Here is a 15,905-nt window from a genome sequence, read left to right as displayed (position 1 = left end):
GAGGGTCTCGGTGCGTATTGCCGAGGCTTTCTTGAAATGTGGTTTTTATTTAGTCAGAAGCATGCGGGCGATCTCAGGGTAGATGGAGCCTATTGTTTTAATACCGGTGGGCACCGACGACGAGGCGCTGGATGCGTGTCTGGGCGCACTGGATGCGGCCACGCCCGCGGGAACACGCGTCTGGCTGGCCGATGATGCGCAGGCCGGCCCGCGTGGGCGCGCAGTGATCGACCATTGGCTGGCACGCACGCAATTGCAGGCGCACTACACCCGCCGCCAGCGCATGCTGGGAGAGGTGGCGCATCTGGACGAAATGCTCGGCGCCTGCGGCGATGCCGACGTGGTGGTGCTGGGGCTGGATGCCTGCCCGCTGCCCGGATGGTTGCGGCAACTGACCGCGTGTTTTGCACGCGATGCGGCGATCGCCACTGCCACGCCATGGAGCAATGTGGGCGAAGCCTGCAGCTGGCCGCGGCTGGGCGAACTCAACCCCATGCCGGACGCACCCGAGCGGCTTGCGGCTGCCTGCGCCGCGATGCCCCCGCTGCACCCGGAACTGCCGTCGGCGATCGGGCACGCGGTGCTATTGCGCGGAACGGCGCGGCGCAAGGCCGGTGGCCTGGACGCCAACAGTTACGGCTCGTGGTACGCGGCACTGGTGGACTTGAGCCTGCGCATGGGCGGGCTGGGCTGGCGTAACGTGTTGTGCGACACCGCCTTCGTTGCCTCCCCGCACGAGGGCCGCCCGGCCGAAGGCGATATGGACGCGCTGGCCACCCGCTGGCCGGCCTGGCATGCGCGCCTGGCCAACTTCCTCATGCACGACCCGTTGCGCGCGCAGCGCGATCAGCTGACTCGACTCCTGGCGCACCTGCCGCCACCGGACCTGCAACGCGCCTTGTTCGAGGCCTAACGGCCCCGCCGAAATGATCTGCCCACCGACAGGCGCGGTGATCGTCCGGAATCCGCATGGATCACGCATGCGCCACGGCGTTCGTCGTCCGATCATGCCCACCTGGCGATCGCAGGTTCCTCCGCTGCCGCACCCGCTCCTCTGGCGATCGCAGGTGTCGCGTTACCGGATCGACGCCGTGATGCCTGCCATCAAGGGAAGGGCGGAACCGCCGCGCGGACAGTCGTGCCACGCCGCAGCACGTCACCTGCGCGTTCTATCCCGAACAACGCCATACGACCCATCCCCCCGTATCGGTTCTGCTGTCGATAACACCGAGGCGGCAGCAACGCCGCACACATCACGAACGCAGCAATGCGGCACGCTCTTCAACGATTCCCGATTCCCGATTCCCGATTCCCGATTCCCGATTCCCAGCCCTAAAAAGCAGGCCGCGTCGGCGCCTCGGTCCGCACCACCACATCCAAGGCGTCATGGCGCCAGGATTCGATATCCAGCTCCACCGCGCGGCCGTCTTCGGCAAAGCTGACCCGCTGCAGCCGGAAACACGGCGTGCCGGGGGTGGACTGCAGCAACATCGCCTGTGTCGCGTCCAACCCGGCCGGATGCATCGACAGCTGCGCGCGGCTCAGGAACAGTCCCAGCCGCTGGTTGAACACGCTCGACAGCGACCCGGCCAGATCGTGTTCGAGCAGGCCCGGCGCCCAGGCCGCGAGCACCACATTGGTTTCCAGCAGCACGGCGCGGCGGTCGATCCAGCGCCGACGTTGCAGGACGAACACCTCGTCGTATGGGCTGTCCAGTCGCAATGCCGCGGCGTAAGCCGCACCCGCGACCTGCCGGGTGGCGCTCAATAATTCGGTGCGCGGCTTGCGTCCTTGCGCCGCCACGTACTGCATGAAGCCGGCGATGCTGGTGGGGTCGTAGCGCACGCGCGGCGCGCTGACGAACCAGCCGCGGCGGTTTTCGCGGTAGATGCGGCCTTCGGCTTCCAGTTGCTGCAGCGCTTCGCGCAGCGTGATGCGGGTGCAGGCGAATCGCTCGGCCAATGCGCGTTCCACCGGCAGGCGTTGGTCCGGTCCCCATTCGCCGGCTGCAATTTGTGCGGAGATCGCTTCGGTGATGGCGTGTTGGCGCGACACGCTCATGCGGCGAACCGCAGACGGAAGACGCAGGGCGTGATCGAGGTGATGGGGTGGGAGGCGTGCATGTTGCGATGGTAAAGAAGAACGCGCGCGCAAACCGCGACCGGCTTAGCGGGCGACAGCCGGGTTCTGGTTCTGTTGGGTTTTCCAGCTGCGCCAGCCGTACACCGCAAGCGCCACAAAGCCTGCGTAGAGCACGGCAGTGGGGTACAGCCCTTTGCTGATGAAGACGCCGACATAGGCGCAGTCGAGCACGATCCACAACACCCAGTTGGCGATGCGCTTGCGTGCTGCCCACACGCTGGCCACCAGGCTGAAACTGGCCAGCGCCGCGTCCAGCCATGGCAGCACCGCATCGGTGCGGTGATGCATATAGGCGCCGAGCGCCGCAGCGAACGCCGTGCCGATGCCCAGCGAAAGCCAGCATTCGGCGGACGGCATCGGCAGTGGCCGTATCCGCGTGTCGGCAACGGTCCCGGGTTGCCAATGCCACCATCCGTAGAGCTGGGTCAGCACGTAGACCCCTTGCAGCAGCATGTCCGAGTACAGCTTCCACTGGTAGAACAGCCACGCATACAACGCCACCGCCACGATGCCCACCGGCCAGCACCAGCGAGTGCGCCGCGCGGTGAGCCACACCCCAAGCAGGTTGATCACGACGGCGATGGATTCGAGCAACGACATGGATTGCCTAATGGAAAGTGGAAAGCGGGCAGACGTGCGGCTTGTGCGAAATCGTGTGGCAGCCGTTAGGGGATGCTGCGCGATGCCCCCCAGTCTGCGTGCGATGGAAACGCGACAGCGCCCGCACCGCTGACGACGCTGCTGCCGCCTTCAGCCGGTGCCTGAAAAGCGCGCAGCTGCCGGTGATGTCGCTTCGATGTCCTTCCCCCGCTTGCGGGGGAAGATGCCCGAAGGACTCATGGGGCCGCAGACCCTAGAAGTCCACCTGCACCGTCAGCCGTGCGGTACGCGGTGCGCCGGGGAACAGATACGCATCGCCCTGATATTCGCCGGAATCGCGCCAATAGCGCTTGTCGAACACGTTGTCCACGTTCAAGCGCCAGGTGGTCGCCAGCCCGCCCAACGCCGTGGCGTAGCGGGCACCCAGGTTGGCCACCCTGTAGGCCGGCACGCTGGCGTTGCCGAGACGGTCGGCAAACTTGCGCCCGCTGTATTGCACGCCGGCCAGCAGTGCCAGACCATCGATACCGGGCACGCTGTAGTCGGCCTGCACGCTGGCGCGCAGCTTGGGCACGTTGATCGCCTGATGGCCTTCGTACTCGGCAATGTCGGTGTCCTCTGCGCGCGCGCGGATGGCCGCGACGCTGGCGAACAGGCGCAGCTGCCGGGTCGCTGCGCCGTCGGCAGACAGCTCCAGGCCGCGGTTGTGCAGGCGGCCCTGCTGCACATAGAGCAGACCGCCATCGGCCTGCGGTTGGGTGAACTGATAAGCCTGGCGGATGTCGAACAGGGCCGCGCCCAGGCGCAGGCCCTGCAGGTCGATCTTTGCGCCGGTTTCCAGCTGGTAGGCATTGGTGGGCGGCAGGATCGCGTCGGCGTTATCGGCAAACCACGGCGCCGTGCCACCGGCCGCCAGGCTCTTGGCGTAGCTGGCATACAGCGACATGTTCTGCTGTGGCTTGAACAACAGCGCCGCCTGCGGCAGCACCGTGTCTTTGCGCGTGCGGCGTTCCAGCAGGCCGTCGCGATCGAAGCTGCGTTCGTCCAGTTGCACGTAGCGCGCACCAAGCGACAGTTCCCACTGCGCACCCAGGCCGATCCGGTCGGCCATGACCAGCGCACGCTGACGGCTGTCCAGACGGCGCTGCTTGGGATCCAGCGCAACATCGGTCTGCGCAAAGACCTCCGGGTCGCGATCGATACTGCCACTGCCGACGAATTCGTTGACCGAACCAAAACGATCGACGGTGCGGCGCAGCCATTCGCCGCCGATGCTCAGGCGATGCTCCAGTGCGCCGGTGGCGACATGGCCTTCGAGCGTGGCACGCAGCTGATCGTGCACGCGGGTGTCGTCGGGGCTGCGGTAATCGTAGATGTCGTACTCGCCCTGCGCGCTGAAGACGTTCGGCGTGGCGATGTCGGCGCAACTTGCCGCGCCATAACAGCCCCAGGCGAATGCAGAGAAATCGTTGATCTTCGAGCGGCTGCGCGATGCTTCGGCGGTGGTGCGCCAGTCGTCGTTGAACTGGTAGGCGTACCGCAGCTGCGCGTTGAGCGAATCCATTTCCACCGGCCGTGCCCAGGGCTGGTAGCCGAGCAGGCGGTGCACATCGATATCGCGCGGTACCTGCGTGCCGCCCAGCAGTTGATAGCCCGGCACCGAGCGCTGTTGCCGGTGCTGATACTCCACGTCCAGCTGCAGCAGCGCCTGCGGGGTGATCTTCCAGTCGCCGGCCAACGACAGGAAATTGCGGTAGCCGTCGGCGTGATCGACATAGCTGTCGATATCTTCGCGTGCGGCGTTGACGCGTAACCCCAGCGTGCGTTTGGCACCGAACCAGTCGCCCAGGTCGGCGGCGACATAGCGCGAGCCTTGTTCGTCGGTGCCCAGGGTCACGCTGCGCACGTGCTCGGGCCGCTTGGTGCGGTAGTCGATCAGCCCGGCCGGTTCGTTGACGCCCGATTGCAGCCCGGCCAGGCCCTTGAGCAGTTGCACCTGCTGTTTGTTTTCCAGGGCGATCGATTGTTCGCCCACCGCGCTCATGCCGTTGATGCGGTAGCTGTTGGCGGCATTGAGCGAATAGCCGCGCACCACGAAGTTTTCGTAATAGCCGATCGGCGCATACGCATCGCCGGCAGAGGCATCGGCGCGCAATACCTCACTGAGGACGCGCGCCTGACGATCGAGCAATTGCGCACGATCGATGACCGCGATCGAGGCGGGGGCGTCCAGCAGCCGGGTGGCGCCAAATCCGCTCAATGCCGTGCCGGTTTCCACGCGCTCGCCACGCACGTTGACCGCGTCCAGTTCGACCGCATCGGTGCCGGCTTGTTGCTGCGCCAGTGCAGGAGCGCAGCACAATGCCAGTGCAAGCGCGAGCGGGCAGCGGGAGAACAGGGGGAGGGCAACGGACATTGGGCAAGACTCGACAGGGAAGGGAAGGTGCTCACGGCAGCCGGCGCGCACGTGCGTGCAGATGTGCGAGCAGCTGCTGACCATCGGCGCTGGCGAACCAGTCCGCGTGGCCGAGCAGATAGCGGTGATAGGCGATGTCGGCATTGGCGGGCGAACGGGTGATGCCGGCGAAATATTCCATTTCGCTCAAGGCGAAGTCGGCATGCACGATCGGCAGCAGTGCGGCCAGGCGGCGCACCTGGTTTGCGTCCAGTGGCCGATGCTGCGCGTAGCCTTCCAGCAGCGCGTCGAGCTGGTCGAGCTCGGCCTGCGCGCGTGCGCCGGTGTCCAGCCGCAACCAGGGAATGAGGTTGCGTTCGATCGCGGTGGCCAGATCGAATAGCGCGCTGCTGCAATCGCTCAATCCGAAATCGAAGATGGCGCTGACGCGGGTCGCTCCGTCGTTGGTGTCCCACAGCAGGTTGGACGCATGCCAGTCGCCGTGCGTCCACAGCGGCGGCAGCGCGCCGGGCGCCGACAGCAGCGGCCACGCCTGCGCATGCCAGGGCAGCAGGTGGGTGGCCAGGTCGTCTGGCCACGGGCGGTCCTGCAGGGCTGCTGCCAGGTGCGGCCGCGTTGGCAAGGCATCGTGCAATGCCTGTAGCGGGTCTGCCTGCGCAAACAATCGCAGATTGGCGACCAGGACGCTGGTGGAGCGTGCCGGCGCATCGAAGCCCTGGGCCGCGCGATGCAGTTGCGCCAACGCAGCGCCGGCCGCCCGCGCATGCGCAACGTCGTTGAACGGTGTCCACGACAATGCATCGCGGTAGAGGTCGTGGCCCGCACCGACCCGCTGCACTTCGTACACCCAATCCGCGTGCGCCAGCGCAGTGCGGCCCTGGGCGTCGTGCAGCACCTCCACCACCGGCACACCTGCCCAGCGCAGATGGGCCATGAAGCTGTGTTCCTCGCGCAGTGCGGCCACGCTGCGCACACTGCAGTGGTTGCGTTTGACGATGACTGGGCCACTTGCAGTCTCCACGCAGGCCGCTGCCGAGAACGGTCGCGCGCTATGCCAGCGCACCTCGCGGAGGTGGCCCACCGCCGCAAACCGCTGCAGCACGCGATGGATTTCATCGTTGGTCAGGACTGGCCAGTCGGGCAATGCCAGTTCCAGGCTCATGCCATGCACCTGATGCGGCACGTTCATGGCCCGCCTGCCGACAGACGCGGCAGCCTTGCGACGTCGGAGAGTGGTATAGACCAAGTGATCAGGAGTAAAGCTGCGGACGCGGCGCGCGCGCCGTCAAGAACAAGAACGGCGCTGCCGGGCCGTTGTCGCATCGCATCGGCCATCAGGTCGCGGCGATGCAGGCAATGAAAAGGCAGCGCGAAACCGCAAGGTCGCTAACCGTCATCTCAACAATCAGGTGTGGGAGTGCACCAAAAGCAACCTGCAACCCGGCTGGCGATCAGGTGCATGCGGGCGACGCGCTGCGATGTGGATGTACACCTGGTACATACATCGAGTGCTGCCCGCGCTTGCCTGGCTGCGCAGTCGGTTTACCGGTCGAACAAAGTGTGGCAACGGAGACCGCGTGCGGCTCCGGGCGCGCAGTATGCGCCTTGCGGCGATGGGTCGCCATGCTGCAAGGCGCGCTCGCGCCGGGCACTGCGTGCAAGCGGTAGCGTGGCGCAGTGCCAACCGGGTCCGGACGCGAGGCAATGCGGCCGCGGCAGCGGCTGTCGCGCCGCGCGCATCGGCCAACCCAAGATGGCGCTGCGCTGCTCCGGCACCGGATAATGGCCGGATGACTCCCGTCCAGATCGCCGCCGTCGTCGTCACCTATGAAAGCAGCAGCACCATCGATGCGTGCCTGTCGCGATTGCGCGCGGCCGAGGGCATCAGCGAGATCCGGGTGGTCGACAACGCTTCCAGCGACGACACCCTGGAAGTGGTGCAGCGTCATGCCCTGGCTGATGCGCGGCTGCATTTCATCGCCAATCCCGACAACCCCGGTTTTGCGACTGCCTGCAACCAGGGCGCGCGCGATTCGCAGGCCCCCTGGCTGGTCTTCATCAACCCGGACCTGATGGTCGCGCGCGATACCTTGCTGAAGCTGCACGACCGGGCAGCGGGGCATCCGGCGGTGCTGCTGGGGGTGGAGCAGGTGGATGAGCAGGGGCGCCCGGATGCGGCCGTGCGCCGCCGCGACCCGGACTTCGCCGCGATGCTGCGCGCGCCGCGTGTCGCCGCCAATCTGGCGATGCCGGCCGATCCGTCACAGGCCTTGCAGCCGGTGGATGCCATTTCCGGGGCGTTGATGCTGATGCAGCGCAGCCTGTTCGACCGGCTGGATGGCTGGGACGGCAGTTACCGGCTGCATGCTGAAGACCTGGACCTGTGCCGGCGCGCCCGCCAGGCCGGTGCCCTGGTGGCGGTGGCCAATGATCTGCAGGTGTTGCACGTGCGCGGGGTCTCCAGCCGCGCGCGGCCGTTCTTCGTGGAGTGGCACAAACATCGCGGGTTGTGGCGCTATTTTCGTAAATTCGAGGCTGATCGACGCGGGCTGCCGACGCGGCTTGGCGTATGGCTTGCGATCTGGATCCACGCAGTTGCCCAGGTGCCGCGTTTGTTGCAGAGCAAATGATCTGGATCGCGTTAAATTTGTGATAAATCGGTGATGGGTCGCCGGCCGCAACTGTGGTACGTTTCGCCCCGAAGTGTGATCAACCCCAGCTTCCTGTCCCTCCCGGGTCCCCCATCAGGAATCGTGCAATGTCTTTTCAGAACGACCCGCAAAGGCGGGTGCGTCGGTCGTGCGCTACCCCGCTGCAGTCCAGTTCGGTTGCCTCGTTGTGTCATCCCAGTCCAACCCATCCGCGTGCGCTGTCGGTCCTGGCATCGGCGCTTGCCCTGAGTGGTGTGCTTGCCGCGTTGCCGGGCACCGCATTGGCCGGTGCGTGGACCCAGCCGCAGGGCGACACCCTGGTGATCGTCAAGGCGCTGCATAGCGATGGCCGTGGCTGGTTCGACGACGGCCACCATCGCACGACCTTCGGCGACGGCCAGCAGTTCGACGGCAACGGCCGCAGCCGTCAGGACCAACTCAATGTCTATGTCGAGCATGGTCTGACCGACAAGCTCAGCTTCATCGGCAACTTCTATTTCAACGACGTGGGTTTCAGCAACCACGATGCTGTCAACGGCCGTCAGCAAACCACGACGACCGGTTTTGCCGATCAGGAAATCGGCGTGCGCTATGCGTTGCCGAGCGCGCAGAACGATGTCTGGCGCAGTGCCGTGCAAGCCTTGGTGAGCATCCCCGCGTATGGGCGCAGCAAGACCTACCACCCGAACAATCCTTCCGCCAATTCCGACCCTGCGCTTGGCCTGGGCGACTATGGCCTTGAGCTGCGCTACAGCCGTGGCCGCGGTTACACGTTGGGCGGCCGCAACGGCTACGTCGATCTGGGTGGCGCGGTCCGCCTGCGCGGAAGCGCGGCGTCCGACGAACTGCGGGTGGACGCGTCCACAGGTTTGAGTCTGACCCCGAGTTGGTTGCTGTTGGGCGAACTCAACGTCATCCAGGGGTTGGGCAACGGGCGTGGCAACTTCGATGTTGTCGGTAGCGGTGGCGGGGTTGGCTTCGTCGCCACCGGCACCAACTACGACCTCACCAAGGTGCAGTTGTCCACGCTGTACACCGCGCCAGGTGGCAGCCAATGGCAGCTGGGGTATCAGCAGCCGGTGATGGGCCGCAATACCGGTGCCGCAGGCGGGCCATTCGTGGCCGCCTGGTGGCGTTTCTAAGGGGCTGCACATGACGGTCACCTGCGAAACGGACGCGCTGGGACGAGCACCGGACATCGGCCGCGAACGCGGTCTGCTGGGTCGTGCGCTGGTGTCGGCAGGCGTCATCACCGATGAACAGCTGCGCTCGGCGCTGGCGTTGCAGCAACGCTGGAATTCGCGCCTTGGCGATGTGATCCTGGCCCAGCGTGGCGTGCCGGCGCAGCGGTTCTACGCCATCGTTGCCGCGCACTTCGGGCTGCAATTCATCGATCTGGTGCAGCAGCCGCCGGATCCTGCGCTGCTCACCCCCGGCGATCTGGATAGCTATGCGCAACGGCTGGTGTTGCCGTGGCGGCGCGAGGGCGGCGTGCTGGTGCTGGCGGTGGCCGATCCGGATCCGGCCTTGTTCGCCTGGGCACGTGCCCATTACGGCGACGACGTGCGCTTTGTCGGGACCGCCAAGTTCGACATCATCTGGAGCCTGCAGCGCTACGCCGACGAGCAGCTCACCGACAACGCGTTGAACCTGCTGGCGGCGCATGCGCCGACGTATTCGGCACGCCAGGTCATCACGCGCGGGCAGAAGTTCGCATTGTGGGCGCTGGCGGCGGTGATGCTGGTGACCTTGGTGGTGTTCCCGGTGCCGGCCTTGATTGCCGTCAACGTGCTGGTGGCGCTGGGCTTTCTGGCCACCTTCGGGCTGAAGTTGCTGCTGGTGTGGTTCGGCTCGCGCCATCGCATCGACATCAAGGTCACCGAAGACGAAGTGGCCGCGCTGCGCGACGACGACCTGCCGGTCTATACCGTGCTGGTGCCGATGTACAAGGAGCCGGAAGTCCTGCCGATCCTGGCCAACGCGCTGCGCAAGCTGGATTACCCGATCAGCAAGCTGGACGTCAAGCTGGTGCTGGAAGCGGACGACCTGGACACCATCGAAGCGGCCAAGAAACTCGGCCTGGAAGCGTTCTTCGAAATCATCCGGGTGCCGCCGTCCCAGCCCAAGACCAAGCCCAAGGCCTGCAACTACGCGCTGCACTTTGCGCGTGGACAGCTGCTCACCATCTACGACGCCGAAGACAAGCCCGAGCCGGACCAGCTCAAGCGCGTGGTGGCGGCATTCCGCAAGGCCGAGAAGGATGTGGTGTGCATCCAGGCGCGGCTGAACTACTACAACGCCGACGAGAACTGGCTGACGCGGATGTTCACGCTGGAGTACACGCTCTGGTTCGACTTCTACCTGCCGGCGCTGGAATACCTGCGTATTCCGATTCCGTTGGGTGGCACCTCCAATCACTTCCGTCTGGACGTGCTGCGCAAGGTGCGCGCCTGGGACCCGTACAACGTCACCGAAGACGCCGATCTGGGCGTGCGGCTGATCCAGAACGGGTATCGCGTCAACGTCGTCAATTCCACCACCTTCGAAGAAGCCAACGTCAGCATCCCCAACTGGATCCGGCAGCGTTCGCGCTGGCTCAAGGGCTACATGCAGACCTGGCTGGTGCATATGCGCGACCCGGTGCATCTGTATCGCAGTACCGGCTTCAAGGGATTTTGGGGGTTTCAGTTCTTCATCGGCGGCGGCTTTTTCACCGCATTGGGTGTGCCGGTGCTCTGGGCGTTGTACGCGGCGTGGGCACTGACCGGCACCACGATGTTCGAGCGCTTCTTCCCACCGTGGCTGGCGGCGGTCTCGCTGGTCAATCTGCTGCTGGCCAATGCGTTCTTCATCTACATCACGCTGGTTGCGGCATTCAAGCGCGACTACTTCAAGCTGGCGCCGTACGCACTGACGGTGCCGTTCTACTGGGCGTTGCAATCGATTGCCGCCTACAAGGGTCTCTGGCAGCTGATCCACAATCCGTTCTATTGGGAGAAGACCACGCATGGCATCAGCAAGCATTCGGAAAACGAACGCCGCGCCGCACTCGAAGAGTGAGCCGGTTGCGCAGCGTTGCGAGAGCGGGCTGCCGGCGTTCCTCATCGCCTTGGTGGCGCTGTCGCTGCTGAGCCAGCCGCTGCTGGTGCAGTCGGTGGCCACGGCGCCCGCGCTTGCGCCGGACATCGGCGTGCCGGCGACCGGGCTGTTGGCGTGGGCGGTCGATCTCACCTTGCATCGCTGGAATCTGCCGTTCCAGGTGTGGCCTTGTGTCGCGGTGGCTGCGAACGCGCTGTTCCTGTCGCTGCTGTGGCGCGATCTGGCTGGCGTGTTCGGGCGCGGCTGGGCCAGCGCGCTGACGCTGCTGGTGGGCTGCAACCCGCTGTTCCTGCTGCCGATCGCTGCCGGCGGCAGCCAGGCAGTGGGGTTGCTGGCCTTCTACGGTTTGTGCCGCACCTTGCGCCGCTTGCAGGCGCCGGTGGAAGCCTTCACCTATCTGCGCATTGCGGGCTGGTTGTGCATTTTGCTGTGCCTGGATCTGCAGACGCTGGCGCTGTCGACCATGGTCGCGCCATGGCTGCTGCTGGTCATGCCACCGCAGATGCTGCGCAAGGCGCCGGGCTCGTTCTACCTGGTGTGCTATCTGCCGTTCGCATTCCTGGTCGGCATGTGGGCCTACGTGAACCTGGTCGTGTTCAATGCGCCATGGCCGACGCTATCCAGCATCGCCCAGGCCTCGCATCCGTTGCCGCTGCCCCTGGCCGGCCATGCCGACGGCTGGTTGCCGGTGGTGCGCTGGGGTGTGGCGGCGGTGGTGTGCTTCCCGGTGCTTGCGCTGGTGGCGCGGGCGCGCAGCGGTGCGTTGGCGCGAGGCGTGGTGGCTAGTGCCGGCACCGTGATCTGTGCGGCTGCGTTGTCGTTCGTCTTCGGCTGGGCTGGCTTCGATGCCCTGCTGCTGTTGTGGGTGCCGGCGGCGTTGTTGCTGCGTGCGCTGCACGCCGACCAACGCGGCCAGGCGGCCGGATTGCTGGTGCTGGGCCTGGTCGGTGCGGTCTGGGCACAACCGCAGGGGTGGGGCAGCTGGACGCGTGGCGCAGCGCCCGACGAACAGGCCCTGATGCAGGGCGAGGCCGTTGTCATGACGACGCCGGTCGCGTTGCCGGTGCGTGCGGCGGCCGCTCCCGCCACGTACGATGCCGGTGTGATGCAGCCGGCGATGGCCGAGGGCGCTGCGGTGGCCCCGGCGGCAACGGCATCTGCCGACACTGCCCAGCCGGCCGACCCGGCAGCGGTCACGGTGGTGCCGCCGGACAGCAACAATGCATCCTTGCGTGCGACGGCGTGCTCCCGCCACGCGGCGCCGCCGAATGCCGAGGTGTCTGCTGCATGTTCAAGCGCGTTCTAAGCGTCGCAACGTTGATCGGCGTGTGTCTGCTCGCAAACGGGTGCAATGCCGCCGCGCCGACCTGGATGGGCGCCAACGTCAAGGTCTCCGCCAACGCCCCGTGGGAAAGCCAGGCTGCAGCGCGGTCGCTGGACGCATTGGCCAAGACCGGTGCCAGCAAGGCGTTGCTGGTGGCGTTCGTGTGGCAGGCCAGTCCGCAGTCCAACGACCCGGTGCTGGGCAACGACAGCAGTGTGGAGGCCATGCGCGCGGCGTTGCGGCAAAGCCTGCAGGCTGGATTGCAGCCGACGCTCAAGGTGCATGTCTGGATTCCGGGGCACTGGGCCGGCGATGCCGCGCCCACCGACCCGGCGGCCTGGTTTGCGGCCTACCAGCAGGCACTGCTGCCGTTGGCCAAGCTGGCCCAGGACGAACACGCCGAAGCGCTGGTGATCGGCACCGAGTTGCGCAAGTTGCAGGACGCGCCGCAATGGCCGGCGTTGGTCGCGGCGGTGCGCAAGGTCTATCACGGAAAACTGCTGTATGTGGCCGACGGCATGGAGCACGCCGAGCGCTTCGGTTACTGGTCTTTGTTCGATGCGGTGGGCACCAGCCTGTATCCGCGCCTGTCCGAAGCCGCCGATGCACGCAGCGCTGAAATGACCGCCGCGGCACAACGCCTGCAGCAATTGGGTCAGCGCGTGGGCAAGCCGGTGTGGGTGGCCGAGCTGGGGTTGCGTTCGGCGCGCGGCAGTCTGGCCGCGCCGTGGGAAAGCCCGGAGCAGCGCACGGCCGCCGTCGATACGCGCCTGCAGCTGCAGGTGCTGCAGCAGTGGCGCAAGGTACTGCAGGCGCATGGCGTGGAAGGCATTGCGCTGTGGTGCTGGTATACCGACCCCAAGGCCGGCGGCCCGGGCGACAGCGACTTCACCGTGCAGGGCAAGCCGGCGCAGCAGGTGCTGGCACGCTGAGGGCGACTGCGAACAGCTGCTTCGCTGCACTGGCGGGGCGCGGCCAGTGCCCCGGATCGCCAGATACCGCTCGCACGCGCGGGCTTCTGGCGCCGGCCTTGCACGTGATGCGGGCCCGCGTCGGTGGTCTGGTCGCGTTACATCGCGCTGCACGGGTATGGGGGCACCGGCGATGCGCGCGTCAGGCGGGCGCAGACGCGCGTGCTGGCGTCACGTTGCATGCCTTCCGACTTCATCTTCCGTCAGCGGCTGCGTTGCGCAGGACGGGTTGAAACGCGCTGGCCCTACTTGGCGATCGCGGCTGTCTGCCCGAGGACACAGGTGCGGTGCGCGGTCACGCGGCTTGCGCACTGCACGCGCTGCCATCGCCGCCAAGGGCATAATCCGGCGGCATGATCATCCATTCGCTGCTCGACACCGACCTGTACAAATTCACCATGATGCAGGCAGTGCTGCACCAGCACCCGGCAGCGCAGGTGGATTACCGCTTCAAATGCCGCACTCCCGGCGTGGACCTGGCGCAGTTCATCGATGAGATCTCGCGCGAGATCGATGCGCTGTGCCGGTTGCGGCTGCGCGAGGATGAAGTGGATTACCTGCGCAGCCTGCGCTTCATCAAGCCGGACTTCGCCGACTTCCTGGCGCTGTTCCATCTGGATCGCAAGTACCTGAGCCTGACCGCATCGGCCACCCATCCGGGCGAGATCGAGCTGACCATCCGCGGGCCGTGGCTGCACACCATCCTGTTCGAGGTGCCGCTGCTGGCGATCATCAACGAGGTATGGTTTCGCAATACCTCCGAGCCGGATTTCGAAGAGGGCCGCAGCCGCCTGCGCGAGAAGGTGGCGAGCCTGCGCAGCATGCCGGCCGGCTGCAAGATCGCCGACTACGGCACCCGGCGGCGCTACTCGCGGCAATGGCATGGCGAGTTGCTGCCGCTGCTGCGCGATGGCCTGGGCGAGCAGTTCGTCGGCACCAGCAACGTGTATTTCGCCAAGCAGTACGGTCTGACCCCGCTGGGCACGATGGCGCACGAGTATCTGCAGGCGTTCCAGGCGCTGGGGCCGCGGCTGCGCGATTCGCAGGTGGCGGCGCTGGAATCGTGGGCGCGCGAATACCGTGGCGATCTGGGCATCGCGTTGTCGGACGTGGTCGGGCTGGATGCGTTCCTGCGCGATTTCGATCTGTATTTCTGCAAGCTGTTCGATGGCATGCGCCACGATTCGGGCGACCCGTTCGAATGGGGCGAGCGCGTCATCGCGCATCTGCAAGCGCATCGCGTCGATCCCCGGACCAAGGTGCTGGTGTTCAGCGACGGGCTCAATATCGACAAGGTGATGCGGCTGTATCAGCACTTCCATACGCGCTGCCGGTTGGCCTTCGGGGTGGGTACCAGCCTGACCAACGATCTGGGGCCGACGCCGCTGCAGATCGTGATCAAGATGGTCCGCTGCAATGGCCAGCCGGTGGCCAAGCTCAGCGATTCGCCCGGCAAGAGCATGTGCGAGGACACGGGGTATCTGCGCTATCTGCGCGACGTGTTCGGACTGCCGCCGATGGCAGAAGGTTGATCGATCAGGGCAATCCCGCAGGGGACTGACTGGCGGGTGTGCCCGCCCGCTACAGAAATTCCTTACACGCTGTCGGGGAATGCCCGAAAAAAGTGAGACGCAGCTCTCGATTCGAAGGTGGCGGCCGCTAACATGTCATCACACATGCATCACATCGGGTGCATGTGTCGCATGTGACGGCCCTTTTCCTTGCGAAGTCTGTTGAATGAGTGCACTCGACCCGCTGCCGCTATACCGCACGCGCAGTTGCTCCCGGCAATGGCTGGGGTTTGTGCGCGCGATGGCCGAGGAGTTCGGTGCCGAGTTGTCCGAAGACGATCTGGCCCTGTTGATGGCGCGAATCGGCCGCCGCTTCGCACGCGAACAGCGGCTTGCGCCGTGCGCCACGCTGGATGACGCGCAACGCGCGGCCAATGCGGTGTGGGACCGCTGCGATTGGGGCCAGTGCGTGTTGGAGGAGTACACCGACCATGTGCAGATCCGGCACGCGGGGGCGCCGTTGAGCGTGGCGCTGCATGGCGCCGCGTGGAGCGATGGGTTCTTGCAGGGCGTGTACGAGGGGTGGTTTTGGCAACTGGGGATGCTGGCAGGTCTGGCGGTACAGAGCGTGCCGAGCGACACCGTCGATGTGCGCTGCCTGGTGCTGGCGCGCACGGCATGAGCATGTCTGATCGGGCAAGGAGAGTGTGATGACAGCAAAGAAGGGCAAGGACGCAACCCAACATGACGATGTGTCGGGCCTGTTCGCGCGTTTGGGGACGCCGGCGGGCCAGGGGTACCACGATTTCGCCTACACCCAGCTGCCGCCGCGCACCTCCAGCCTGCCGCAGGCCGATGCGCCGGCAGCGGTCGAACCGTTCGCCGTTGCGCCCGATCCCGTGCAGCCGCCGGTGGGAGTTGCAGCGCCGACGCCGAGCTTGAGCATGCCGGCTGCCGTGCCGGTACCGGAGCGTGCGCTGCAACCGGTCGTGACGGCAGCAGACCAGGTGCCGGACGCGCTCGCCCCGCTGCGCAAGTTGCGGCAGCTCGACGAACCTGCGCCGCGCGGCGTGCAGCCGGCCGATCGGCCGGCGCAGACGCCGTTGGAGCGCTTGTTCCAGCGCCTGTTGCAGGCCGACGCGCGCAGCTGCGCGCAAAGCCCGCTCAAGCGCCTGCGTTCGCGTTGACCTG

13 protein-coding genes are annotated in these 15,905 nt (G+C 66.2%); 9 read left to right on the top strand and 4 right to left on the bottom strand.

Going from position 1 to position 15,905, the window contains the following annotated elements; all coding sequences use genetic code 11:
* The first annotated feature begins 82 nt into the window (after positions 1-82).
* Complete coding sequence (locus tag FLG15_RS17455; RefSeq protein WP_057679367.1) at positions 83-913, top strand: glycosyltransferase family 2 protein; 831 nt, start codon at positions 83-85, stop codon at positions 911-913.
* 419 nt (positions 914-1,332) lie between these two features.
* On the opposite strand, the gene FLG15_RS17450 is transcribed toward FLG15_RS17455, so the two are convergent.
* The 4 genes from FLG15_RS17450 to FLG15_RS17435 all read right to left on the bottom strand — a co-directional run bounded on the left by FLG15_RS17450 (position 1,333) and on the right by FLG15_RS17435 (position 6,347).
* Positions 1,333-2,061 carry a UTRA domain-containing protein gene (locus FLG15_RS17450; protein ID WP_057679366.1) on the bottom strand — a complete coding sequence of 243 codons (729 nt, stop codon included), beginning with the start codon at positions 2,059-2,061 and terminating at the stop codon, positions 1,333-1,335.
* Between the two features lie 105 nt (positions 2,062-2,166).
* Positions 2,167-2,742, bottom strand: a complete 576-nt coding sequence (pnuC, locus tag FLG15_RS17445; RefSeq protein ID WP_057679365.1) for a nicotinamide riboside transporter PnuC — start codon at positions 2,740-2,742, stop codon at positions 2,167-2,169.
* A 253-nt stretch (positions 2,743-2,995) separates the two neighbouring features.
* On the bottom strand, positions 2,996-5,158 hold the full coding sequence (locus FLG15_RS17440) for a TonB-dependent receptor (RefSeq protein WP_150146899.1): 2,163 nt from the start codon (positions 5,156-5,158) through the stop codon (positions 2,996-2,998).
* Between the two features lie 31 nt (positions 5,159-5,189).
* Positions 5,190-6,347, bottom strand: a complete 1,158-nt coding sequence (locus tag FLG15_RS17435) for a phosphotransferase enzyme family protein (RefSeq protein WP_150146896.1) — start codon at positions 6,345-6,347, stop codon at positions 5,190-5,192.
* A 601-nt stretch (positions 6,348-6,948) separates the two neighbouring features.
* On the opposite strand from FLG15_RS17435, the gene FLG15_RS17430 reads away from it, so the two are divergent.
* From FLG15_RS17430 to FLG15_RS17395, 8 genes are all read left to right on the top strand, one after another.
* Positions 6,949-7,788: a glycosyltransferase family 2 protein gene (locus tag FLG15_RS17430; RefSeq protein WP_057679857.1), complete on the top strand. Its 840-nt coding sequence runs from the start codon at positions 6,949-6,951 to the stop codon at positions 7,786-7,788.
* 128 nt (positions 7,789-7,916) lie between these two features.
* On the top strand, positions 7,917-8,951 hold the full coding sequence (locus FLG15_RS17425; protein ID WP_057679856.1) for a hypothetical protein: 1,035 nt from the start codon (positions 7,917-7,919) through the stop codon (positions 8,949-8,951).
* Positions 8,952-8,961: 10 nt separating this feature from the next.
* Complete coding sequence (locus FLG15_RS17420) at positions 8,962-10,869, top strand: glycosyltransferase family 2 protein (protein WP_150146893.1); 1,908 nt, start codon at positions 8,962-8,964, stop codon at positions 10,867-10,869.
* A gap of 49 nt (positions 10,870-10,918) precedes the next feature.
* The gene (locus tag FLG15_RS17415; protein ID WP_057679854.1) at positions 10,919-12,214 is read left to right on the top strand and encodes a hypothetical protein; all 1,296 of its coding nucleotides are present in this window, start codon (positions 10,919-10,921) and stop codon (positions 12,212-12,214) included.
* The gene (locus FLG15_RS17410) at positions 12,196-13,164 is read left to right on the top strand and encodes a glycoside hydrolase family 113 (RefSeq protein WP_057679853.1); all 969 of its coding nucleotides are present in this window, start codon (positions 12,196-12,198) and stop codon (positions 13,162-13,164) included. Before FLG15_RS17415 ends, FLG15_RS17410 begins: the two co-directional genes overlap by 19 nt.
* A gap of 392 nt (positions 13,165-13,556) precedes the next feature.
* Positions 13,557-14,735 carry a nicotinate phosphoribosyltransferase gene (gene pncB / locus FLG15_RS17405; protein ID WP_057679852.1) on the top strand — a complete coding sequence of 393 codons (1,179 nt, stop codon included), beginning with the start codon at positions 13,557-13,559 and terminating at the stop codon, positions 14,733-14,735.
* Positions 14,736-14,940: 205 nt separating this feature from the next.
* A complete protein-coding gene (gene bcsD, locus FLG15_RS17400) occupies positions 14,941-15,396 on the top strand; it encodes a cellulose biosynthesis protein BcsD (RefSeq protein WP_057679851.1) in 456 nt (151 codons plus the stop codon).
* 28 nt (positions 15,397-15,424) lie between these two features.
* On the top strand, positions 15,425-15,901 hold the full coding sequence (locus FLG15_RS17395) for a hypothetical protein (protein WP_057679850.1): 477 nt from the start codon (positions 15,425-15,427) through the stop codon (positions 15,899-15,901).
* Positions 15,902-15,905 lie beyond the last annotated feature (4 nt).

The organism is Xanthomonas phaseoli pv. dieffenbachiae (assembly GCF_008639345.1).
GTDB classification, from domain to species: domain Bacteria; phylum Pseudomonadota; class Gammaproteobacteria; order Xanthomonadales; family Xanthomonadaceae; genus Xanthomonas; species Xanthomonas phaseoli.
This window is presented reverse-complemented; position numbering and strand designations above follow the sequence as displayed.

Excerpts from the sequence above, each read along its gene's own strand:
- FLG15_RS17455 (WP_057679367.1), top strand. The coding sequence starts at position 83 with ATGGAGCCTATTGTTTTAATACCGGTGGGCACCGACGACGAGGCGCTG.
- FLG15_RS17450 (WP_057679366.1), bottom strand. The coding sequence starts at position 2,061 with ATGAGCGTGTCGCGCCAACACGCCATCACCGAAGCGATCTCCGCACAA.
- pnuC (WP_057679365.1), bottom strand. The coding sequence starts at position 2,742 with ATGTCGTTGCTCGAATCCATCGCCGTCGTGATCAACCTGCTTGGGGTG.
- FLG15_RS17440 (WP_150146899.1), bottom strand. The coding sequence starts at position 5,158 with ATGTCCGTTGCCCTCCCCCTGTTCTCCCGCTGCCCGCTCGCGCTTGCA.
- FLG15_RS17435 (WP_150146896.1), bottom strand. The coding sequence starts at position 6,347 with ATGAACGTGCCGCATCAGGTGCATGGCATGAGCCTGGAACTGGCATTG.
- FLG15_RS17430 (WP_057679857.1), top strand. The coding sequence starts at position 6,949 with ATGACTCCCGTCCAGATCGCCGCCGTCGTCGTCACCTATGAAAGCAGC.
- FLG15_RS17425 (WP_057679856.1), top strand. The coding sequence starts at position 7,917 with ATGTCTTTTCAGAACGACCCGCAAAGGCGGGTGCGTCGGTCGTGCGCT.
- FLG15_RS17420 (WP_150146893.1), top strand. The coding sequence starts at position 8,962 with ATGACGGTCACCTGCGAAACGGACGCGCTGGGACGAGCACCGGACATC.
- FLG15_RS17410 (WP_057679853.1), top strand. The coding sequence starts at position 12,196 with ATGTTCAAGCGCGTTCTAAGCGTCGCAACGTTGATCGGCGTGTGTCTG.
- pncB (WP_057679852.1), top strand. The coding sequence starts at position 13,557 with ATGATCATCCATTCGCTGCTCGACACCGACCTGTACAAATTCACCATG.
- bcsD (WP_057679851.1), top strand. The coding sequence starts at position 14,941 with ATGAGTGCACTCGACCCGCTGCCGCTATACCGCACGCGCAGTTGCTCC.
- FLG15_RS17395 (WP_057679850.1), top strand. The coding sequence starts at position 15,425 with ATGACAGCAAAGAAGGGCAAGGACGCAACCCAACATGACGATGTGTCG.